Raw genomic sequence first — 19,365 nt, 5'->3', positions numbered from 1 at the left:
CGGCGTTACGGGGGGCAGTTCCGCGAAGCCCACGTCCGTCTCGTAGCGCGAAGTCGACGGACGCCCGCTCGCGAAGGACCGAGCGTCGCGATCAACGCACCGGGGCGCCGGGCTTCCCCCGTTATGGAACCTGGCCGACACTGAACGCATGTCGAGACGCACACTGGTCTGGTCGGGCGTAACCGTGGCGCTGGCAGCCCTGGTCGCGCTGGGATGGTATTTCATCGCGGTCGGTCTGGATCGTGCCGACAAGCTCGCCAGCGTGCTCGGCGCCTTCGTCGGGCTGCTGGGACTGGGGCTGGCGGTTTTCGGCGCCGTTTCCGCCCGCCCCGAAGTCGCCGAGCCCGCACCCGAGCCCGGTGGTGTGCACAACGAGATCAGCGGCACCGTGCACGGCAACGCGGTACAGGCCAGGGATATCGAAGGTGGGATCACCTTCGATGCTCCAAAGCCCTACAGACCACAGGAAACGGACTGACCATCCCGGATCGTGCCTCCGATGGAGTCCTGGGCGGTGATGACACCGGCTTTTCTGTCCCTTCTCATTGAATATGAGAGTTTCCGGCAGCAGAGAATCCCGCACGCACTGTTCCTGCCATGATGTTCTCGGCGTCTTCGGAGTCCACCGACAACCAAGATCAAGCATCGACGTGCTCGATGTCGGAATGCGCGGCCATAGCGCGGTTCCGGAAAAGGCCCACTGCGGTCCGCCCCTGATCGACGACCGGCAGGTCGAGGCCGGTTCGGCGTCAAACCTTCGTAACCCTACGTACCGAAAATCGGCGCGAAGGTGCCGTGAACACCTTCCACTCAGCTCGTTTGCCCCCTGTTTCGGACAGGCGGGTTTTTTTCGGCTGTGTTCGCGCGATAATCCACCCATTCCGTTGTCCTAGTGTGCCGTCCAACATATGCTCCGCACAGGTAGAACGTACAGCCAAGCCAAGTGGAGGCGGGCATGGCTCGTTCCTGGGAAGCCGACCCTTCCGCGTCATTCGAGCGGCGATTAGGGAAGTCGGCCAAAGAGTTGGACCGTTCGGATGGCCGCGACGAATGCCCAGATATCTGGCAACTCGACAACGGTGACATCGCGGTGATCGGCAGGGACCTCACCGCCGCGTACACCCTCCGCCTGCCTGAGGGCGTGTCCCTCGCCCCGGACGAGCGACTGGTCGTCATCCCGGGCATCATGCTCAGCGCGGCGAAGGCGGACATCGCCGATGCTTGATCCCCGCGCTCCCTTCCTCGTTCCCGCACAGGGCGAAAGACTCGTCAGGGACGCCTACCGGCGCGACTTCCGGCAACGGGACGCGCAGATTCGCAACCGGGACTCCTGGAAGTTCGAGCGGCGGCAGCACTTCGAGGAACAGGGCAGTCCCAGCCATGACGCGTTTCGCCGGGGCGATTGGGAGGAAGCGCTGCGGCTTCTCGACGAAAGGCGAGACGACCTGCTCGCGGTCACCCGGGAGGACGAACGCCGCGGTTCCTTCTTCCACCGGGTACGCGTGGTCGAGAGGCCGCTCACACCATATATGCGGTGGGAACTGCACTCGCTGCGACTGCGTGCCGAATGCGGCGAGCGGGTCCGTGTGGTCGGCGTGGAAAAGGTGACTGCCTCGGAGAGGGCCGCTCCACTGCCGGAAGTGGTCATCCTCGGCGGCCGAACTCTCTACCACGTTCTCTACACCGAAACCGGCGTCCCGAACGGCGCGGTTCGCTACACCGATCCCGGCCTCATCGGCGGTTGGGAAAAATACATCAAAAGCCTCTACGAGGCCGGTGAAGATGTGATGTCCTACTTCGACCGCGAGGTGGCACACCTTCCCTCGCCCACGACGAAGGCGGAGTAGGCGTTAAAAAGCCCGGAGAAGACGAGAAACACCCCGCCAGTTCGCATTCCGAACTGTCGGGGTCCTCGCGCGATGTCGTACAGGCCAGGGACGTCAGCGGCGGAGTCCACTTCCACGAGCACGGCAGATCCGACGCGAACCTCACCCCGCGGCAGCTGCCGGCCGATGTGCGCGGGTTCGTCAACCGCACCGGCGAGTTCGAAGAACTGAACACGATCCTGATCGGCGAAGACGGCGATCCGCGCGTCATCTCGGTGTGCGTGATCGCCGGGACCGCGGGCGTGGGGAAGACATCGCTCGCGCTGCGCTGGGCGTATCAGGTTCGGGACCGCTTTCCCGACGGGCAGCTCTACATCAATCTCCGCGGCTACGATCCGGGAGAGCCGGTCACCGCCCAGGAGGCCCTGCACCGTTTCCTGGTCGCTCTCGGCGTCCGTGCCCATTCCGTGCCGCAGGACCCTGACGCCGCCGCCGCGCTCTACCGCTCGCGACTGGCCGGCCGCCGGGTGCTGGTCGTCCTGGACAACGCGGCGACGCCGGACCAGGTCCGTCCGCTGCTGCCCGGGAGCGCGGGCTGTCTGACCGTCGTCACCAGCCGCAACCGCCTGTCAAGCCTTGCCGTACGCGACGGAGCCCACCGGCTGACGCTGGGCACGCTGCCCGAGCCGGAGGCCGTCGCGCTGCTGCGGGCCGTCACCGCCGGATACCGGCCGGAGGACGACGAGGACAAGCTCACCGAGCTGGCCCGGTTGTGCGCCCGGCTGCCACTCGCCCTGCGCATCGCCGCCGAGCGCGCCGTCAGCTACCCGCACATGCGGCTGGACGACCTGATCGCCGACCTGCGCGACGAGTCCGCCCTGTGGGACGCCCTGAGCACGGGAGACGACGAAGAGGCCGGAGCCGTCCGTACGGTGTTCGCGTGGTCCTACCGTGCCCTGCCGGAGCAGGCCGCCCGGCTGTTCCGTCTGCTGGGCCTGCATCCGGGCCCCGAGTTCGGCCTGCACGCCGCCGCGGCCCTCGCCGGGCTGCCTCCCAACCGGACCCGGCAGCTCCTTGACTCCCTGGTCGGCGCCCATCTACTGGAGCAGACGGCCCCGGACCGCCACCAGTTCCACGACCTGTTGCGTGCCTACGCCGCCGACCAGGCACAACAGGAGGAGCCGCCCGAAGGACAGGAGGCCGCGCTGCGCCGGGTACTGGACTGGTACCTGCACACCGCCGACGCCGCCCAGAGCTGGATCAACCCCGCCGAAGCCCGGCTGGAACTCGCCCCGCCGGCGGACGGCACGCATCCGCTGAGCTTCGCCGACTACAACGCCGCCGTGGACTGGTCCGAACGCGACCACACGAACCTCCTGCAGGCTGTCAGAGCCGCCGCCGCGACCGGGCAGGACCGGCTCACCTGGCAGTTGTCGGCCGTCCTGTCGAACGCGCAGTCCCCTTCGGCTCCGGTCGCCGACTGGCTGGCCGTGGGCCGCCTGGGGCTGGCCGCGGCCGGGCGGCTGGGCGACCGCGTCGCGGAAGGGCAACTGCTCACCGAGCTGGGCATGGGATACACCCGGATCAATCGCTTGACCGAGAGCCTCGAATGCCATCGGAACGCACTGGCGATCTGGCGCGAGCTGAGTGACCGGCTCGGCGAGGCGCACTCGCTCAACCTGATCGGACTGGCGCATCTCCGCACGAGGCGGCTGGACGACGCCGCACGGCACTTCGAGCAGGCCGCCGCCGCCTTCCAGGAGCAGGACTCCGCTCACTGGGAGGCCACCATGCTGTCCAACCTCGCCAGCACCCACTACCACGCGGGCCGCCTGCCGGAGGCCGCGGACGCCGTCCGGCGTGCTCTCGCCGCGCATCGATCCCTGGACAACCAGCGCGGTGAGGGCAACGTCCTACGCCTCATGAGCGACCTGCAGTGCGAGCGGGGAGAGGTGGAGGAGGCCATGAAGTCGGCTCAGGCCGCGCTGGACATCGCCCTCGGCCTCCGCCATCACCGGCTGGAGGGCTTCTGGCTCATCACCCTCGGCAACGCCCAGCGGGCCGACGGCCGGTTCGCCGAGGCGCTGGGTTCCTACCACCGCTCCGCCACGCTCCATCGCCGCCTCGGCGACCGCAGCCGGGAGGCGCTGGCCTGGCACGGCGCGGGTGAGACCTACCGCCACCTCGGCCGCCACGCGGAGGCGGCCGACTTCCACCGCCAGGCGGCCGCGGTCCATCACGAACTCGGTGACGCCTGGCATGAGGCCCTGGCGCTCGACGGCCTGGCCGCGGCTCTGATCGACGAGGAACCGGAGGCGGCCCGCCGGCACTGGGCGGGGGCACTGAGCCTCCTCGCCGGCTACGACGACCCGCGGGCGGTGGCGGTACGTGACCGCATCGGGCCGCGGGTGACGGGGACGAACTGAGCCTGCCGTCCGCCACGCCCGGCACCTCACCCGTACAGACGGCGGCATGATCGCCCCGGCTGTCGGCGTTCGACTCCGTCGGACCACCGGGCTCCACGAGTCGAAGACCGACGACCGGCGAGGCGACTCCATACGGCGCCCGCCTTTCCAAGCTTTGTCATGAATTATCACCCAGGAAAATACGAGACCCCTGACGGCCTTAATGGGAAATAAATAGTTATTCGATGAATTGTCCACTTGTATGCGAGAATCGCAGGTCAAGCGGCCAGTGGAAAGTCGCCAATAATTCTTTTTCCGTTGACACGACAGAGCGGAAATGACACGTTTACCAATGTCTGGCGCCATCACGTGAGATCAGCACCGTGCACTTTTTCAATCGCCGGACAGGATTCGCACGACAGTTCCTGCCCCTGCTCGACTCGACTCAGCACGGAGGTACGATCATGCGTCAATCACTCCGCAAGGTCTCCATGACGGCCGGCATCGTCAGCGCGGCGCTCCTCGGGATGTCGCAGACCGCGGCGATCGCGGTTCCGTCGGCGTCCGTCCTCGCACCCCCTCCCACCCCCGCTCCGGCCCCCGATACCGGCCGGGCTCCGGCAGGGGGCGAGGCGAGCCTGGAGAACACCGGTTCCGCGACGAACACCCGGGCGCTGTGCGTCTTCAACACCGCGGGGGACTACGTCCACGTCTCCTCGTCCGCCTTCGAGGCCTCCGGGCACGGCTGGTGGGTCAACGGCAACTGCAACGCCACCCTGGCGGTCGTCACCGTGCAGCTGCAGCAGTACTACTCCGACGGCAGCTGGAGAAACGCCGGCACGGCGGGCAGTGCGACGGTGCGGTCCGGCGGCGGCGCCGGCAACCGGGCGACCGGACGCGGCGGATGCAACAGCAACAGCCTGACGGGATGGCGTAGCGTCGTCGATGTGGACCTGGTCGGCCTGCCCGACGACCCGGGCAAGCTCTACACACCGAGCCGGAACATCTACTGCAGGCGATAGCGGAAGAGGGCGACGTGAGCATCAGACCCGACAGCACCATGTTCGCGGCTCTGCACGGCGAGCTGGTGTCACATCCGTGGCGAGATCCTCACGTCGCCTCCTCGGACGCGTACAGCCTGTTCGTCGCGAGGTCGTCCGCGCTGGGATGGCTCACCGAGGCCGTCGAGAACGTGTCCGGCGGCCTGTGGGGGATGAACGACGCCGGGCAGGGCCCGGAACCGTCACGCGTCGCGTGGTTTCAGGTGTCGTTGACCGAGCCGGTTCCCGACGGCCGGCCGTTGCCGGTCCAGCCGTTCCTCTCGTGTGCGGGCGACGTGGTGGCGCGTATCGGCGCTCCGCGCCTGCGCGCGGTGCAGCTCCTGCTGCCGGTGCAGAGCCTCGACGCCTCGACGCGGGCGAGAGCCGTGATACCCCTGCTCCAGGACGCCGGCTGGTTCGCCGACGGTGACCCGCGGTGGAGAACACCGGTGCGGGTGACGTTGGACGGCGGGCAGGAGCCGTCCATCCGCTCGGCGGCGCCCGAGATGCTCCGGTGGATGCGGGGTTTCACCCAGGACGTCTTCGCGTGCGACTCGGTCTCCCTGCCCGACGATCTGACCGACGATCTGACCGACGACGGCACGGTCCTGGAATCCCCCGTCATCGACGAGCTGTGGCGCGGGCCCGCCCGGCACCGGGCCACATTCCGCGGCGTGCTCACCGAGTGGTCGTTGGACGCGCTTGGCTGGCTGGCCGCCTTCCTCGCCGAGGCGGCCTCCCACAACGGGGTCGGCACCCCGTTGATGCTCACGGCCGACCGGCCCGAAGGATCGCGTTCACCCGCCGATTGAGCCGGACGCCATCGCGTGTACTTCATGACAGCTTCGTTGCCGACACCCCATATCGCAGGACTTCGCAGAGGGTTCTCTGTCAAGAGTCCTCTGCAAAGTATGGTCTGCGGTTATTCGGTCTCGCACAGAGCGCGGGCCTGGTCCATGGTGGCGTACGCGGCGGTGTCGCCGCGGCGGCCGAGGCCGCAGGATGCGGCCACATCGACGGTGCTGCCGACGGCCTTCTCGATCGTGTCGAGGAGGCGGCGTTGGTCGTCGACGGTTCGGTCCTCGTGCAGGAAACCGGCAACGAAACGGGTGGTGGAGGGCAGCCGCAGGCCGGTGAGTGGCCGGTAGAAGCGGGTGGCGGTGACCGGCGGTTCGTCGCCGGCGGCGAGGGGTGCGTGGATGTACTCCAGCGTGCGCCCGCTCGGCCACCCGTCGGCGATCGCGTTGGCCAGCCGTACCAGTGGACGGGTCGAGGAGAGGCGGCTGAGTGCCTTGTGGCCGAGGTCGCCGAGGCAGAGATGGATGCCGAAGCGGGTGCCGGTCGGCGCGTCGCGGACGGTGCGGTGCAGACCGGCGGCGAGGCGGGCGGCGGCGACGCCGCCGAGCGGACCGGCCTTCGCCACGAAGACCGTCTCCACCGGGACCTCCAGCTGGAACACGACGTCGGACGGCGACTTCGCGTGGATCGCCGCAATGTCACGGACGGTGGCCTCGCGGAAGGGCTGCCGGTTTCCGGCGATCCGGGTCGGTCCGAGCGTGAACATCGTCATGTCCAAATCACCGGGGACGCCGACCTGGAATGCGAGGTCACCCTCAACGAGCTTGTCGAACACCGGTCGGTTGATCTCGTACCAGCGCAGATAGCCCAAATCGAGGCTGTCCCCGCGTAACCTGTGCCCGCGCCGGACGCGGTAGTTGCGCTGATGCTTGTAGTCCGACCAGTCCCCTTCGCGGGCGACTTCCAGGTCCGGATGCCCAAGCAGACTCATGATCAGCCCAACGACCCAGATCCGCCGATCGCCGGTCTCTCCGTCCGGCAGCTGCCGCAGGTGCGGCCCGAGCCGCTCCAGAGCCCCCCGCATCGCCTCCTCGGCAGTCTCTCCAGGTAGCGTCCCCACCAGCAGCGCCTTGCGTCCTGCCATCTCGCTCCGTGCACCTTTCCAACGCCCACCCGGCGAGGTCAGGAGGCGACCACACTTCACACGCAATCGACGATCCGGGTGCGGCGCCGAAACATTTCCACACCCAAGGGCAGCCTGCCTAGAGCTATGGCGACATGGAACGAAAAATCCGTACTATTTGTGATCCGAGCCCTTGATCCGCTTGGCGCAATGTCAGCTCGTACGCTGCGCAACGGGGTGGGGGAACTCCAGGCCGACGTCGCAGGCGCGCGGTCGTTCGGCGAGTTCGGCCGGCGCGAGGCCGCGGCCGAGCCACTTGTGCTCGTGGACGACCAGGGGGACCGCGACGCCGGAGGCGCACGTCTCGCGGGCCAGGGTGACGGCGCGCTCGAGTTCGGATGGACCTGACCCACCGTGCCGCACGGCACCGTCCGCGCTCTCCTCCGTCTCGGTCCGTTCCTTCCGCCGACATACGCGCCATATGCCAAAATGATCACGCCTCCCGGAGGCGTGAATCGGTCCATCCGGATTGCCGAAAAGGCGCTCAGCGCCATCAGGAGAGGATGTCGGTTGTCCGTGACGGATCTGGAGCTCGCCGGCGAGCTTCGCGAGCTTGCCGATCATCCCCACCTGGCGGCCCGTCAGGACCAGCTACGTGATCTCGCGGACGCGGTCGCCGATCCCGACATGGCCGGACACTGGTGCGAGGTCGACCTGTTCGCCGCCTTCTCCCCCGACGACACCATCCTGGTGGACGGGGAACCGGCGGAGAGCACGTCCTCGCCGAGGAGGCCGGGATGGCGACGGGGGCTCAGCGGCGCCGTCGGTCCCGCCCTCGTCTTCGTACCGATCTTCATCACCTGGCTCGGCCTGATGATGGCCACCGGCGCCTACGGCGACGTCCTCGCGGCCGGTGGCGTGGAGGCGGCCCGGCGGCCCTTCCTGGAGATGTGGCAGCAGGGCTTCGACGGCCGGTTGCCCGGGTTCTTCAAGTTCGACAACATCGCGCTCTGCACCCTCGCGGCCATCTTCTGCCTCATCTGCTGGACCGTGTTCGAGAACATCACGCGGAACAGCAGGGAGGACGCCTCGGAGCGGGAGCTCCGTGCCCTCCGCGTCCGGCTCCGCGGGGCACTGACCGAGGCGAGCCTGGTACTCGGCCAGGTACGGCTCTCCGCGCCGGAGCGGTTCGGGGCCGAGCTCAACAGGGCGGCGGCCGACATCGGCTTCGTCGGGACCACGGCGCGCAAGGTGCACACCGAGCTGGTCGAGGCGCTCACCCTGACCCTGGAGGCCACCCGTAAGACCACGGACGCGCTGGCCGGTAGCGCGATCGACGTGCGCGACGCCGTCGAACACCTGGGCGGGCACCTGGCCGCCGTCAACAGCACCTGTGACGACCTCGCCGCGGCGGTGGCCCGGTTCTCGGCCGTGATCGACACCGTGGGATCCACGGCCGGCCGTGCCGTCACCGATGTCGGGAACCAGTTGTCGACGACCATCTCCCGGACCACCCTCGACATGCGCCAGGCGTTCAACGACGAACTCGTACGATCCATCACGTCGGTCCAGGGCAGCGTCTCCGGTCTGAATCTCCGGATCAACGAGCTGGTCGGCGTGACGGCGGGCATCGGCCATGCCGTCGACCGCGCGGCCATCTCGATCGATTCGGTCGGCTCCTCGACGGAGAAGGCGGTCGACCTGCTCGGCGCACGGGTCACCGACACCATCGCGGGCACGGCCAGGGAGCTGCACCGGACCTTCGAGGGCGCCGGTACGGAGATTCGGGAGGCCCTGGAGAGCTGGTCCGCCGTCGCCGGGACCCATGCCTCCCGGGTCGACACCACCATCGAGACGGTCACCCTGCTGGAGCGGACGAGGGAGGCGCTCGACCGGCTTCCCAGCGCGCTCGCGAGCGCGCTGGCCGACCTGCCGTCGAGGGAGCTCGCCGAGCGCGAGGTGACCGGCTCGGAGCGGGCGAGCACCCGGCTGCGGCTTCCGGCCGACGGCCTCTGGACTCTCCCGGCGGGCGGTCCCGGCAAGGAGGGCGGCCCCGGCGAGAATGGCGGGAACGGCAAGGACAGCGGGAACGGCGAGGACCCCAACGGCGGCGGCGGCCGAGCCGACGGCGGCGACAACGAACACGCCATCGGCAACGGCAACGGCGGAACAGACGACAGCGGCGACGACGAGCCGGACTCACGCCAGAGAGCCCGAACCTCGCAATGACCGCCCGCCGAAGAACCTCCACCACGACCCTGCTGGCCGGTTGGCTCTTCGCCGACCTGCTGCTCGGACTCACGATCATCCTGCTGGGAGCACAGGCACCACCCCCCTCGCCCACCGACCCCGTGGCGGACACCGCTCGACTCCAACCGGGTCCCCTCCGGTCCCCGGCCGACTCCGTTCGGTCTCCGGCTGAAGAACCCTCGGCCGAAGGGCCCCCGGTCGAAGATCCGGCTCAAAAGCCTTCGGCCGAAGGGCCTTCAGCTGAGAAGCCCTCGGAGAGGGAAACCTCGGAGAGAGAGCCCCGGACCGAGGATCCCCCGGAGGAGAAGATCCCGGCCGAGAAGGAGCCGGGAGAGAAAAGTCCCGCCCGGCCCGCCCCCTCACCGTCCCCCTGCACCGGCCTCGTCGGAGGTGTCCGGGCGAAACCGGTCACGCTCTCGTTCCGGGTCACCCCCGGCGCCGGTGACGTCGTACTGGCCGCACAGGTCCGCCAGGAACTGCGCAGGCACCGGGAGAACCTGGCCGGGCGGCGCGTCGGCATGGTGCTCACCTTCGGCTCCGACTCCGACGGCGGCGCCAGCGGCGGCGTTCAGCTGGCCACCCGGGTCAACACGGCCATCCGCGAGACGTACCCGCGCATCTTCGGAACGGCCGTGACCCGGAACTTCCACGACCTCTCCGCCCCGAACGGGTCGATCTCCATGGAGATCTACTTCGTCACCCACGGCTGCGCCTCGGCATCCCCGAACTCGAAGGCACCTGACGTCGGGCAACCGTGAGAAGGACAAGGTGATCTTTTCGAAGGTCACGACCGGCCCGTGACCCCGGCCTCTGAGATCAGTAGCGGGGTTTGCGGCTCAGGGCCACTCCGGCTATCAGGAAGATGCCGCCGACGACTCCGGAACCGATGGCTCCGGGGGTGTTGGGCGGGGTGGTGCTGGCCTGCATGACGGCGGTGACGAGGCCCATCACCGCGCTGATGTAGCAGAAGATCGTGATGAAGATCTTGACGTTGGTGCTCACTGGATTCCTTCGGTGGGGTGACGGCCGTTCTGAGAGGCGTCGGGGGCGGTACCGGCTGCGGTGAACCCGAGGAGCATCACCCAGGCGTCGGGGTCTGCGCGGAACCGGTTCCAGCGGTCGGCGGCGAGGGCGAACTCGCGGAGCGACAACACTCCGGCGGTCACGAGCGGCTGTAGCCGTCCTGGGCCGAGGTGGGGGGCGAAGTCATCCGTGGGTCGGGTGTCGTTGGTGGTGGCGAACGGGCGGAGGGCGACCTCCGTGAAGCCGGCGTCCCGGAGCAGGCGGGTGAGGCGGCGGCCGATCGTGCGGTCACCGCCGGCGGCCTGCTGGGTCGCCGCCATCTTGGCGTGGATTCCCACCAGTTCCGGGTAGACCGGGTCGGCCAGTCCCCAGCAGGAGGCGTCCACCTCGGTGACCAGGATGCGGCCACCGGGGCGGAGGATCCTGCGGGCCTCGGCGAGGGCCGGTGCGGGATCGGGAAGGTGCTGAAGGACGTACCTGAGGAGTACGTACTGCGCGCTCGCCGTCTCCAGGGGCAGGTCGGCGGCATCGGCGACGATCAGCTCGGCGCCGGCGCCCTCGGCATGGGCGAGCAGGTCCGGGTCGATGTCCACGGCGACCAGTGACAACTCGGGCAGCGCCCGCCGCAGTCGCCTGGTGATCGCGCCGGATCCCGCGCCGATCTCGACCAGCGGGCCGCCCGACGCGGTCAGGCCCAGTTCGCGCAGCAGGTTCAGCTCCTCGTCGAACGAGAGCTCCGCCTGCGCCTCCAGCCGCGCCAGCTCACCCGCCAGCCCACCCGCGGTGGTGGTGGCGGGGTTGTACGAACCGGCGTTCGGGGTTGAGGAAACGGGATCCGGCCGACCCGGGTACGAGGTCGGGGGGTGCGGGGGGGTGGGGAGAGTGGTCATCGGGGGCTCACGATCATGTGCATGCCGTGCTTCGGCCGTAGCGTCACCAGTGCCTCCGGTTCCACCGGGAAACCGGGTTCCAGCGTCAGCCGTACCGACTGAGAGAGCATCGCCAGGACCAGCGTCGCCTCGATCAGCGCCAGGTGCTGGCCGATGCAGATGCGCTCGCCGCCGCCGAACGGCAGGTACAGATGACTCGGGAGGTCGACGCCGTCGAAACGGTCGGGTACGTACGCATCCGGGCGGTCCCAGTAGCGGGGGTCACGGTGCAGGACCCACTGGCTGACGCAGACGAGCGTGCCCGGCCGTACCGGATGGCCGTCGAGCTCGTCGGGGCCGGTCGCGCGGCGCGAGATCAGCCAGACCGGCGGGTACAGGCGCATCGCCTCCTGTACGGCCCGGCGGCAGAGCGGCAGGTCGGGCAGGTCGGCGGCCGTGGGCGGGCGTCCGCCCAGCACCCGGTCGACCTCGGCCCGGATGCGTTCCGCCTCCTCGGGATGGCGGTCCAGGAGATAGCAGGTCCAGGTCAGGGCCTTGGCGGTGGTTTCGTGACCGGCCATGATCAAGGTCAGTACCTGGTCGCGGAGGTCGGCGTCGGACAGGGCGCCGAGCATGGTGTCGAGCAGGGTGCCGGTCGCGGCGGGAGAGGCCCGGCGGGAGGCGATGACGGTGCGCGTCATCATGTCGAGCAGGGCGCGGGCGCGTGCGTACTCCCGCCGGCGGCGGCTCGTGTCCGCCGGATCGGGATCGGGGTCGGGTACGTAGTGGCCGATGAAGCGATTGACGGCGTCCACCGCGCGGCCGAACCCGTCGCCCGCCGCGCCGAGGTCCACGTCGAGCACCGCGCGGGTCAGGATCGACAGGGTCAGCGAGGTGAGGTGGTGGTCGATCGGCTGGGGTGCGCCGGTCTCCGCGGCGGCACGCCAGCGGGTCAGCAGCGCCGAGGTCTCGTCGGTGATGATCTGGTCGAAGGAGGCGACCGCGCTGCGGCGGAAGGCCGGGGCACAGAGCCGGCGCTGCCGGGCCCATTCCGCGCCGTCGCTGGTGAGCAGGCCGTTTCCGAGTAGCGGGCGGAGCATGTGGTCGTCGGGCGTGTTCTCCTTCGTGTAGTTGCCGACGTTGTCCTTGAGGATGTGCCGGGCGAGATCCGGGCGGTGCGCCATGAACACGGGCTCGCCGTTCGCATGGTGGCCGGTGACGTCCCCGTAGCGCCGGGCCAGGCCGGTCACGAACCCCAGTGGGTCGCTACGCATGCGTTCCATGTCCACCGGGCCGGGCGGGCCCGGGGGCAGCTGCGTGCCGATAGTCGTCACCGACGCCTCCGCTTAACGGTGCTTAAGTATCTCCGATACGTATTCACAAGTACCGGATATACGTATTGAATGTCATTGATGAGCACATCCGTACTGTGGCATGCTGCCAATGTAACACTGCGTTGATGAAGGTATCAATACTTACATCAATGGCGAACAACTTAAGTCTTGGTATATGCCGCAGGCCATGCGACAGTCCTTTCAGTTGCCGACGCAGAAAGCAGCGGTAAACAAACAGAGGGAGAATGACATGGCGCTCGAACCGCAGGAGCGGGCAGAATTCATCAACGCCTACACCCGCACCCTCATCACCGCCTGGTCGGACGAGGAGTACGCGGCCCGGCTGAACGCGGACCCGCGCTCCGCGCTGGCCGAGTCCGGTCTGACCATCCCGGAGGACGCCGAGATCGTCATCGTGCGCCACATCCCCGAGGGGCACGAGGAGGGCAACCTGGACGTCCAGGTCGGCCTCTGGGAGGTCGGCCTGGCGACCGGCCAGTACGAGCTGCACATCCCCGAGACCCCGGTGGTCGACGCGGCCGAGCTCAGCGAGGGCGACCTGTCCGACATCGCGGCCGGCGCCAACGCCGCGGAGGCCTGCTACTACTGCTGCTGCCCGTGCTGCTGCTGCACCTGATCCACCGATTCTCCGGCATTCACCGAATTCACCGAATTCACTGAACACGCTGGATCTCCAAATTCGCCATGCCGTTCCCGTTCCCGTCTCCATCGGAGGAGTAAGTCGATGGTTTCCGCCGCCGCGGAAAACGACCCGGTCGCCGTCACCGGCCTGAGCAAGCGTTATGGAGAGCACCCGGTGCTCACCGATCTGAGCCTGCGGGTACACCGTGGCGAGGTGTTCGCCTTGCTCGGGCCGAACGGCGCGGGAAAGACCACGACCGTCGAAATACTGACGGGCGTGCGACGGCGGAGCGGTGGAGACGTGGAGGTCCTCGGCCAGGATCCGGCCAGGGACCCCCGGGAATGGCGGGCGCGTATCGGGGTGGTCGGCCAGTCCACCGGCGCCTACCCCGATCTCACCGTGGGTGAGGTGGTCAGGCAGTTCGCCGCCATGTACCCCAGGCCGCTGCCGCCCACGCAGGTGCTCGACATGGTCGGTCTGGGAGCGTACGAGAAGAAGAGGACGACGGAGCTCTCCGGCGGCCAGCAGCGCCGCCTGGACGTGGCCGTCGGCGTGATCGGCGATCCCGAGTTGATCTTTCTGGACGAGCCCACCACCGGGCTCGATCCGGTCGCCCGCCGTGAGGCGTGGGACCTGGTGCGGTTCTTCTCCGCCCGCGGCCGCACCACGGTGCTCACGACCCACTACCTGGACGAGGCCGAGACGCTGGCCGCGCGGGTCGGCGTGATCGCGGGCGGGCGGCTGGTGGCCTGCGCACCGCCGGGCGAGCTGGGTGGGCGTGCGACGACCTCGGCCGCCGTGTCCTTCCGGCGCTCCGAGTCGCTGGCCGGCCGGGAACTTCCCGAGCTGCCCCGTGGAGCGGTGCTCGAACCGGGACCGACGGGCGCGGGTGACCTGGTCACCGTGCTGACCTCGGAGCCGACCCGGCTGGTGAGCCTGCTGGCGTCCTGGGCCGAGACCGAACTACCCGAGCTGATCGTGCACCGCCCCACCCTGGAAGAGATCTACCTCAACCTCATCGACCGGCACCGACAACAGCCGGAGGAGAACAAGTGAGCGTCACCGATTCCGTTCGTGCCCCCGGCCGGGAACTCGGGGAGGGGTTGCTGCCCGGACTGTGGCGGGCCAGTGCCGCCCGGTCGTCGGTCGAGCTGAAGTCGTTCTTCCGCAACAGGCAGTCCCTGGTCTTCACCCTTTTCTTTCCGGTGATCCTGCTTGTGGTGTTCGGTGCGATCTTCGACGGCAAGGTGGAGGGCACCCAGACCGATTTCCGGCAGGTCTTCATGGCGGGCATCGTGGCCGCCGGGGTGATGAGCACCGCCTTCTCCGGGCTGGCCATCAACATCGCCATCGAGCGGGACACCGGCCTCATCAGCAGGCTGGCCATGACGCCGATGCCCAAGCCCGCCTACTTCATCGGCAAGCTGGTCAAGGTCGTGGTGACCACCGTGGTGGAGACGGTGCTGCTGCTCGGCATCGCGGTGACCGCGTTCGGGTTGCCCTGGCCGAGCACCGCGCACCGCTGGTTCACCCTCGCCTGGGTGCTGACGCTGGGCACCGTCACCTGCGCGCTGGCCGGGATCGCCTACAGCGCGGCCATCCCGAACAGCCGGTCCGCCGCGGCGATCGTGACGCCGGTGTTCATGGTGCTGCAGTTCATCTCCGGGGTTTTCTACCCCTTTCACCAGCTTCCCGAGTGGATGCAGAACACGGCCGCGCTCTTCCCGGTGAAGTGGATGGCGCAGGGGTTCCGTTCGGTGTTCCTGCCGGACGGCTTCACCGTCGTGGAACCGGCGGGCGGGTGGGAGCTCGGCCGCATCGCGCTGGTCCTCGGACTGTGGGCGGTCGGCGGCCTGCTGCTGACCGCGTTGACGTTCGGCTGGCGCAACGCGCGTGTGCGCTGATCAGGTAAGAGATCGCAAGGGAGACTGACGCGTGACGGTAGGCACCCAGATCCGCTTTCCTGCCCACCTGGCTCACCCCTTCTCCCCCGCGGGACGGGCCGATCCCTATCCGGCCTACGACTGGCTGCGGGCCCGCGCTCCGGTCCACCACGACGCGGCGTCGCGGCTCTGGCTGGTGACCGGGCACGCCGACTGCGCCGCCGTACTGCGTGACCAGGGTTTCTCGGCGAGTGCCGGGCAGCAGGGGCGGGCGCGCGACGAGGAGCTGCCGCCGTCGATGCTCACCACGGACCCCCCCGATCACACCCGGTTGCGCGCCCCGGGGCTGCTGCTGCTCGGACCCGCGGCGATCGCGTCGGTGGCCGAGGCGATCGCCGCCGACGTGGACGGGCTTCTCGACCGGCTGGCGGAGCGGTCCGTGGTCGACGCGGTCGCGGAGATCGGCGGCCCGCTGGCCACCTCGGTCTTCCTGCGGCTGTTCGGGCTGGCGGAGAGCGACCGGAAGGTCTTCGCGCAGCTCGCCCAGGCGGCCTCGATCAATCTGGACCCGCTGGCCGGGCCGCAGGTGGCGGCGCTGGGCAGGTCGGCCATGGGAGAGCTGACCCGGTTCCTGGACGCGCACTGCGCGTCCGCGCCGCCCAGCCCGCTGGCCCGGCTGGCCGCCGACGACCGGCTGAGCAGGCCGGAGATGCTGGGAGTGCTCGGGCTGGCCGTGGTGGGCGGGTGGCAGCCGCTGGCCGAGGCGATCGGCAACGCGCTGTACTGGCTGCTGCCCCGGCCCGAGGCGCTGGCCGCGCTGCGCGAGGGCGGCCGCGAGCCGGCGCGCGTCGCGATGGACGAGTTGCTGCGGCTGGAGGCGCCGATTCCGTTCACCGCCAGGGTCGCGACCCGGAACGTGGCACTGCCCGGGGGGCAGGTGCCCCAGGGGGCCAGGGTGCTGGCGATCGTGGCCGCCGCCAACCGGGACCCGGCCGTTTTCGAAAGGGCCGGGGAGCTGGTGCTCGACCGGACGCCCAACCCGCACCTGGCCTTTGGCGGAGGGCCGCACTTCTGCCTGGCGGCGCAGCTCGTCCGACAGACCGGGGCGGTGCTGCTGGCCCGGCTGGCCGAGCGGTTCCCCGCCGCGTCGCTGGCCGATCCGGAGCCGGCCTGGGCCGGCACGTTGATCCCCCGGCGGCTGCGCGCCCTCCCGGTGCGGCTGGGAGGCGGGGATGCGTACTGAGGTCCTCGTGATCGGCGCCGGCGTCAGCGGGCTCACCTGTGCCGACCGCCTGGCCAGGGCCGGGGTGCGCACCGTGGTCGTCGAGGCCAGGTCACGGGTCGGCGGGCGGATAAAGACCTTCCGGCCCGCGGACGGCGGGCCCCCGCTGGAGCTGGGCGCGCAGGTCGTGCACGGTGACCGCAACCCTGTCCACGGGCTCGTGGAGACCGGGCCGGCGCCGCGGCCGACCGCGGCCCGGGTGATCAGCGGGCGGGTGGGCCGTCCCATGGGGGCGCTGGCCCGCACCCCGCATCCGCCCTGGTTGCTGGAGGCCAGGCTGCACGCGGAGGGCGCCGGGGCCGGCGGGTCGGTGAACGGCTGGCTCGGCGACGTCGGCGGGCCCTACCCGGTGGCGAGCGAGTGGTTCCGGCAGATCTGGGCCGCGGACCCGGACCGGCTCAGCGCCGCCGGTGTGGCCGCGGCCCAGCGGGGGGACGACGGCGGGCCGGGAGAGTACGTCGTGTCCGGCGGGTTCGACCTGCTGCCGCGACGGCTGGCGGCGGGGCTGGAGGTGCACACCGGACGCCCGGTCCAGGTGCTCGGCTGGTCACCGGGGCGCATCGCCGCGCTGACGCAGGCCGGGACCGTGGAGGCGGAGCGGGTGGTGGTGACCGTGCCGCCCGCCGTGGTGACCCACGGCACGCTCACCATCAAGGATCTGCCCGAGCACAAGATCGAGGCTGCCCGGGAGCTGGCGGCGGGTGACGGCTGCTGCGTGGTCGCGACCCTGTCGGTGCCCGCGCCGGAGACCGCGTCGGTGTTCGACGCGGACGGCGTCAGCGGCTTCGTGAGCTGCCGCGAGGGGCGCCCCGAGGCGTTGATCGTGGCCAAGGACGCGGCGGCCGCCTGTGTGCGGGCCGCCACCGGTCCCGATCTGTCGGCCATGCTCACGGTGGCGCTGCCCTGGGCGGCGGGGGCCCGGGTGCTGGAGCGGCGGATCGCCGACTGGGGGGCCGACCCGTGGAGCCGGGGCGCGTTCACCGCGCCGCTGCTCGGCGCCGAGCGGGCTCCCGCGCGCTGGGCCGAGCCGGTCGCCGACACACTCTTCTTCGCGGGTGAGGCCACGGTCTCGGGAACGCGACTGCCGTGGGTTCAGGGGGCGATCGCCAGCGGGGTGCTCGCCGCCGACCGGCTCCTGGAGGCGATGGGCTGATGACGGCGCAGTTGGGGAAACCACATTCCGGCTGGTACCTACCGGCCTTCACCTCCGAGCTGACAGCCGAGGTGACCCCCCTGGAGATCGGGACCCGGCGGCTGGTGGCCGTGCGGGACGAGGCGGGGATCCGGGTCTTCGACGCCGACTGCCCGCATCGGGGCGCGCATCTCGGCTACGGGGGACGGCTCTCGGGCGACTGCCTGGTCTGCCCGTTCCACGGCCGCCGGATCGCGCTGGGCGACACCACCAGGCGGTGGTCGGTACGCGAGCACCACGTGATCGTCTCCGGCGAGGCCGTGTTCGTCCGGCTCGCGGACACCCCCGACGACGACCGGGGGCTCACCCGGGCGCTCAAGGAGCTGGGCGGGACCCATCCGCTCACCGCGGCCGTGATCAAGCCGGTGGACGTCGATCCTGCGATGATCGTGGAGAACGCCTTCGACATCGACCACTTCACCGAGGTGCACAAGGTGCCGCGGCTCCGCGGGATGGCGCACCGGGACGGGGACGAGGGCGAACTGATCATCGAGGGCGAGTTCGTCATGGGGGCCAAGCCGGGGAGCACCTCCGGTCCTTCGGTCACCCGGGCGCGCTTCCTGGCGTGCGCCTACAGTCCCGGCGTGGTCGTCACCCGGTTCGGGCCGCCGGGGTGGGAGCAGGTCATCGTCACCGCCGCCGTGCCCCGGGAGAGCGGCGGGTGCGTGGCGCGGGTGGCGATCGGCGTCCGCCCCGAGCAGCGGGGCGAGCTGCCGCTGCTCATCGGCGGCAGCGAGCGGGCGCTGGCCGAGGACGCGGTGGTCTGGGAACGGTTGAATCCGCGGGTGGTGCCCCGCTTCGACGGCGGGGACGCGGCCGTGGTGGCCTACCGGAGGTTCTGCGCGGGCTTTCGGGAGCCGGCGTGAACGGGCTGCGCGTGGTCGAGTCGGGGACGGGTCCTGCGGTGCTGTGGCTGCACGGCTACACCATGGACCTCACCCTGTGGGAACCGCTGTGGGGGCTGCTGCCCGGCTGGCGGCACATCGGTGTGGATCTCCCCGGTCACGGCGGCTCCGAGCCGCTGCGGCCCGGTGTGACGCTGCCCGCCCTGGCGGCACGGCTGGCCGAGATCGCCTCGGCCGAGCGGGCGGACCGGGTCGTGGGACTCTCCTTCGGCTCCTGCGTCGCGCTGCAGATGGCCCTGGAGGCACCCGAGGTGGTACGTCACCTGGTGCTCGCGGCGCCGACGCTCGGCGGTGCGCCACCCGACCCCGCGGCCAGGCGGCGTTACCTGGAGCTCATGATGTTGCGCAGGGCGGGCGGCGCGCGGGAGCAGATGGCCGAGCTGTGGATGAGCTCCCCGCCGGACATCTTCCGCGGCACCGAGGCCCATCCGGAACTGCGTGCCCGGCTACGCGAGGTGATCGGCAGGCACTCCTGGGCCGAGCTGGACAGCGGGGCGATGGCGGGTCTCACCGCGCATCGGCACTCGGCCGAGGATCTGGTCCGGATCAGGGCCAGGACCACGGTGATCATCGGAGATTCGGATATGCCTGTCTTCGTGGACAATGCCAAAATGCTGGAAAAAATGGTGGCACAATGCGACATCCGCACGATTTACCACTCCGGACACCTTCCCCTGCTTGAATGTCCAGAGATGTCGGCTAAAGCCGTATTTGCGGGGCTGGCGTTATCTGAGAGAGTAGACACTGCTTGACCTGGTTGTAGAAATGCCTATAAAAGGACAACCGTAAGGG

20 protein-coding genes are annotated in these 19,365 nt (G+C 69.8%); 16 read left to right on the top strand and 4 right to left on the bottom strand.

Annotation, left to right across the window (positions count from 1 at the left end; genetic code table 11):
- The first annotated feature begins 148 nt into the window (after window positions 1-148).
- From AB0K21_RS08075 to AB0K21_RS08050, 6 genes are all read left to right on the top strand, one after another.
- A complete protein-coding gene (locus AB0K21_RS08075; RefSeq protein ID WP_364148721.1) occupies window positions 149-478 on the top strand; it encodes a hypothetical protein in 330 nt (109 codons plus the stop codon).
- A gap of 477 nt (window positions 479-955) precedes the next feature.
- Complete coding sequence (locus AB0K21_RS08070) at window positions 956-1,225, top strand: hypothetical protein (RefSeq protein ID WP_364148719.1); 270 nt, start codon at window positions 956-958, stop codon at window positions 1,223-1,225.
- Window positions 1,218-1,847 carry a DUF6879 family protein gene (locus tag AB0K21_RS08065; RefSeq protein ID WP_364148717.1) on the top strand — a complete coding sequence of 210 codons (630 nt, stop codon included), beginning with the start codon at window positions 1,218-1,220 and terminating at the stop codon, window positions 1,845-1,847. Before AB0K21_RS08070 ends, AB0K21_RS08065 begins: the two co-directional genes overlap by 8 nt.
- A gap of 167 nt (window positions 1,848-2,014) precedes the next feature.
- Window positions 2,015-4,252: a tetratricopeptide repeat protein gene (locus AB0K21_RS08060; protein WP_364148715.1), complete on the top strand. Its 2,238-nt coding sequence runs from the start codon at window positions 2,015-2,017 to the stop codon at window positions 4,250-4,252.
- A 443-nt stretch (window positions 4,253-4,695) separates the two neighbouring features.
- A complete protein-coding gene (locus tag AB0K21_RS08055) occupies window positions 4,696-5,253 on the top strand; it encodes a hypothetical protein (RefSeq protein WP_343962735.1) in 558 nt (185 codons plus the stop codon).
- A gap of 14 nt (window positions 5,254-5,267) precedes the next feature.
- Entirely contained in the window at window positions 5,268-6,083 is an 816-nt protein-coding gene (locus AB0K21_RS08050; protein ID WP_364148713.1) for a hypothetical protein, read from the top strand.
- A gap of 110 nt (window positions 6,084-6,193) precedes the next feature.
- Here the strand turns inward: AB0K21_RS08050 and AB0K21_RS08045 are convergent, their stop codons facing one another.
- Window positions 6,194-7,213, bottom strand: coding sequence for a hypothetical protein (locus tag AB0K21_RS08045; protein WP_364148711.1), 1,020 nt, complete (start codon window positions 7,211-7,213; stop codon window positions 6,194-6,196).
- A 189-nt stretch (window positions 7,214-7,402) separates the two neighbouring features.
- Here AB0K21_RS08045 and AB0K21_RS08040 point away from each other — a divergent pair, with 189 nt between their 5' ends.
- The 3 genes from AB0K21_RS08040 to AB0K21_RS08030 all read left to right on the top strand — a co-directional run bounded on the left by AB0K21_RS08040 (window position 7,403) and on the right by AB0K21_RS08030 (window position 10,200).
- Window positions 7,403-7,600, top strand: a complete 198-nt coding sequence (locus AB0K21_RS08040) for a hypothetical protein (protein ID WP_364148709.1) — start codon at window positions 7,403-7,405, stop codon at window positions 7,598-7,600.
- 162 nt (window positions 7,601-7,762) lie between these two features.
- Window positions 7,763-9,421, top strand: a complete 1,659-nt coding sequence (locus AB0K21_RS08035) for a hypothetical protein (RefSeq protein ID WP_364148707.1) — start codon at window positions 7,763-7,765, stop codon at window positions 9,419-9,421.
- Window positions 9,418-10,200 (top strand): hypothetical protein, encoded by a 783-nt coding sequence (locus AB0K21_RS08030; RefSeq protein ID WP_364148705.1) that lies wholly within the window; start codon window positions 9,418-9,420, stop codon window positions 10,198-10,200. The genes AB0K21_RS08035 and AB0K21_RS08030 overlap by 4 nt, the downstream gene beginning before the upstream one ends.
- Before the next feature lie 58 nt (window positions 10,201-10,258).
- Here AB0K21_RS08030 and AB0K21_RS08025 read toward each other — a convergent pair whose 3' ends face one another.
- From AB0K21_RS08025 to AB0K21_RS08015, 3 genes are read right to left on the bottom strand one after another with little or no spacing between them, the layout of a single operon-like run.
- On the bottom strand, window positions 10,259-10,444 hold the full coding sequence (locus AB0K21_RS08025) for a hypothetical protein (RefSeq protein WP_343962748.1): 186 nt from the start codon (window positions 10,442-10,444) through the stop codon (window positions 10,259-10,261).
- A complete protein-coding gene (locus AB0K21_RS08020; RefSeq protein ID WP_343962750.1) occupies window positions 10,441-11,355 on the bottom strand; it encodes a methyltransferase domain-containing protein in 915 nt (304 codons plus the stop codon). The genes AB0K21_RS08025 and AB0K21_RS08020 overlap by 4 nt, the downstream gene beginning before the upstream one ends.
- On the bottom strand, window positions 11,352-12,668 hold the full coding sequence (locus AB0K21_RS08015) for a cytochrome P450 (protein WP_343962752.1): 1,317 nt from the start codon (window positions 12,666-12,668) through the stop codon (window positions 11,352-11,354). The genes AB0K21_RS08020 and AB0K21_RS08015 overlap by 4 nt, the downstream gene beginning before the upstream one ends.
- A gap of 250 nt (window positions 12,669-12,918) precedes the next feature.
- On the opposite strand from AB0K21_RS08015, the gene AB0K21_RS08010 reads away from it, so the two are divergent.
- The 7 genes from AB0K21_RS08010 to AB0K21_RS07980 all read left to right on the top strand — a co-directional run bounded on the left by AB0K21_RS08010 (window position 12,919) and on the right by AB0K21_RS07980 (window position 19,325).
- Window positions 12,919-13,305: a hypothetical protein gene (locus tag AB0K21_RS08010; RefSeq protein ID WP_343962754.1), complete on the top strand. Its 387-nt coding sequence runs from the start codon at window positions 12,919-12,921 to the stop codon at window positions 13,303-13,305.
- Window positions 13,306-13,413: 108 nt separating this feature from the next.
- Window positions 13,414-14,367, top strand: coding sequence for an ABC transporter ATP-binding protein (locus tag AB0K21_RS08005; RefSeq protein WP_343962756.1), 954 nt, complete (start codon window positions 13,414-13,416; stop codon window positions 14,365-14,367).
- Window positions 14,364-15,215 carry an ABC transporter permease gene (locus AB0K21_RS08000; RefSeq protein WP_343962758.1) on the top strand — a complete coding sequence of 284 codons (852 nt, stop codon included), beginning with the start codon at window positions 14,364-14,366 and terminating at the stop codon, window positions 15,213-15,215. Before AB0K21_RS08005 ends, AB0K21_RS08000 begins: the two co-directional genes overlap by 4 nt.
- Before the next feature lie 31 nt (window positions 15,216-15,246).
- Window positions 15,247-16,437, top strand: coding sequence for a cytochrome P450 (locus tag AB0K21_RS07995; RefSeq protein ID WP_364148701.1), 1,191 nt, complete (start codon window positions 15,247-15,249; stop codon window positions 16,435-16,437).
- Entirely contained in the window at window positions 16,427-17,629 is a 1,203-nt protein-coding gene (locus AB0K21_RS07990) for an FAD-dependent oxidoreductase (protein WP_343962762.1), read from the top strand. The genes AB0K21_RS07995 and AB0K21_RS07990 overlap by 11 nt, the downstream gene beginning before the upstream one ends.
- Window positions 17,629-18,534, top strand: coding sequence for a Rieske 2Fe-2S domain-containing protein (locus AB0K21_RS07985; RefSeq protein WP_343962764.1), 906 nt, complete (start codon window positions 17,629-17,631; stop codon window positions 18,532-18,534). The genes AB0K21_RS07990 and AB0K21_RS07985 overlap by 1 nt, the downstream gene beginning before the upstream one ends.
- On the top strand, window positions 18,531-19,325 hold the full coding sequence (locus AB0K21_RS07980; RefSeq protein WP_343962767.1) for an alpha/beta hydrolase: 795 nt from the start codon (window positions 18,531-18,533) through the stop codon (window positions 19,323-19,325). The genes AB0K21_RS07985 and AB0K21_RS07980 overlap by 4 nt, the downstream gene beginning before the upstream one ends.
- Window positions 19,326-19,365 lie beyond the last annotated feature (40 nt).

This window comes from Streptosporangium sp. NPDC049248, assembly GCF_040678965.1.
In the GTDB taxonomy this organism is placed as follows: Bacteria; Actinomycetota; Actinomycetes; order Streptosporangiales; family Streptosporangiaceae; genus Streptosporangium; species Streptosporangium fukuiense.
Note: the sequence above shows the minus strand (reverse complement) of the source record. Positions and strands in the feature narration are given on the sequence as shown.

What these genes read in the sequence shown, in the direction of transcription:
- AB0K21_RS08075 (WP_364148721.1), top strand. Translation starts at nt 149, where the DNA reads ATGTCGAGACGCACACTGGTCTGGTCGGGCGTAACCGTGGCGCTGGCA.
- AB0K21_RS08070 (WP_364148719.1), top strand. Translation starts at nt 956, where the DNA reads ATGGCTCGTTCCTGGGAAGCCGACCCTTCCGCGTCATTCGAGCGGCGA.
- AB0K21_RS08065 (WP_364148717.1), top strand. Translation starts at nt 1,218, where the DNA reads ATGCTTGATCCCCGCGCTCCCTTCCTCGTTCCCGCACAGGGCGAAAGA.
- AB0K21_RS08055 (WP_343962735.1), top strand. Translation starts at nt 4,696, where the DNA reads ATGCGTCAATCACTCCGCAAGGTCTCCATGACGGCCGGCATCGTCAGC.
- AB0K21_RS08045 (WP_364148711.1), bottom strand. Translation starts at nt 7,213, where the DNA reads ATGGCAGGACGCAAGGCGCTGCTGGTGGGGACGCTACCTGGAGAGACT.
- AB0K21_RS08040 (WP_364148709.1), top strand. Translation starts at nt 7,403, where the DNA reads ATGTCAGCTCGTACGCTGCGCAACGGGGTGGGGGAACTCCAGGCCGAC.
- AB0K21_RS08030 (WP_364148705.1), top strand. Translation starts at nt 9,418, where the DNA reads ATGACCGCCCGCCGAAGAACCTCCACCACGACCCTGCTGGCCGGTTGG.
- AB0K21_RS08020 (WP_343962750.1), bottom strand. Translation starts at nt 11,355, where the DNA reads ATGACCACTCTCCCCACCCCCCCGCACCCCCCGACCTCGTACCCGGGT.
- AB0K21_RS08010 (WP_343962754.1), top strand. Translation starts at nt 12,919, where the DNA reads ATGGCGCTCGAACCGCAGGAGCGGGCAGAATTCATCAACGCCTACACC.
- AB0K21_RS08005 (WP_343962756.1), top strand. Translation starts at nt 13,414, where the DNA reads ATGGTTTCCGCCGCCGCGGAAAACGACCCGGTCGCCGTCACCGGCCTG.
- AB0K21_RS07990 (WP_343962762.1), top strand. Translation starts at nt 16,427, where the DNA reads ATGCGTACTGAGGTCCTCGTGATCGGCGCCGGCGTCAGCGGGCTCACC.
- AB0K21_RS07985 (WP_343962764.1), top strand. Translation starts at nt 17,629, where the DNA reads ATGACGGCGCAGTTGGGGAAACCACATTCCGGCTGGTACCTACCGGCC.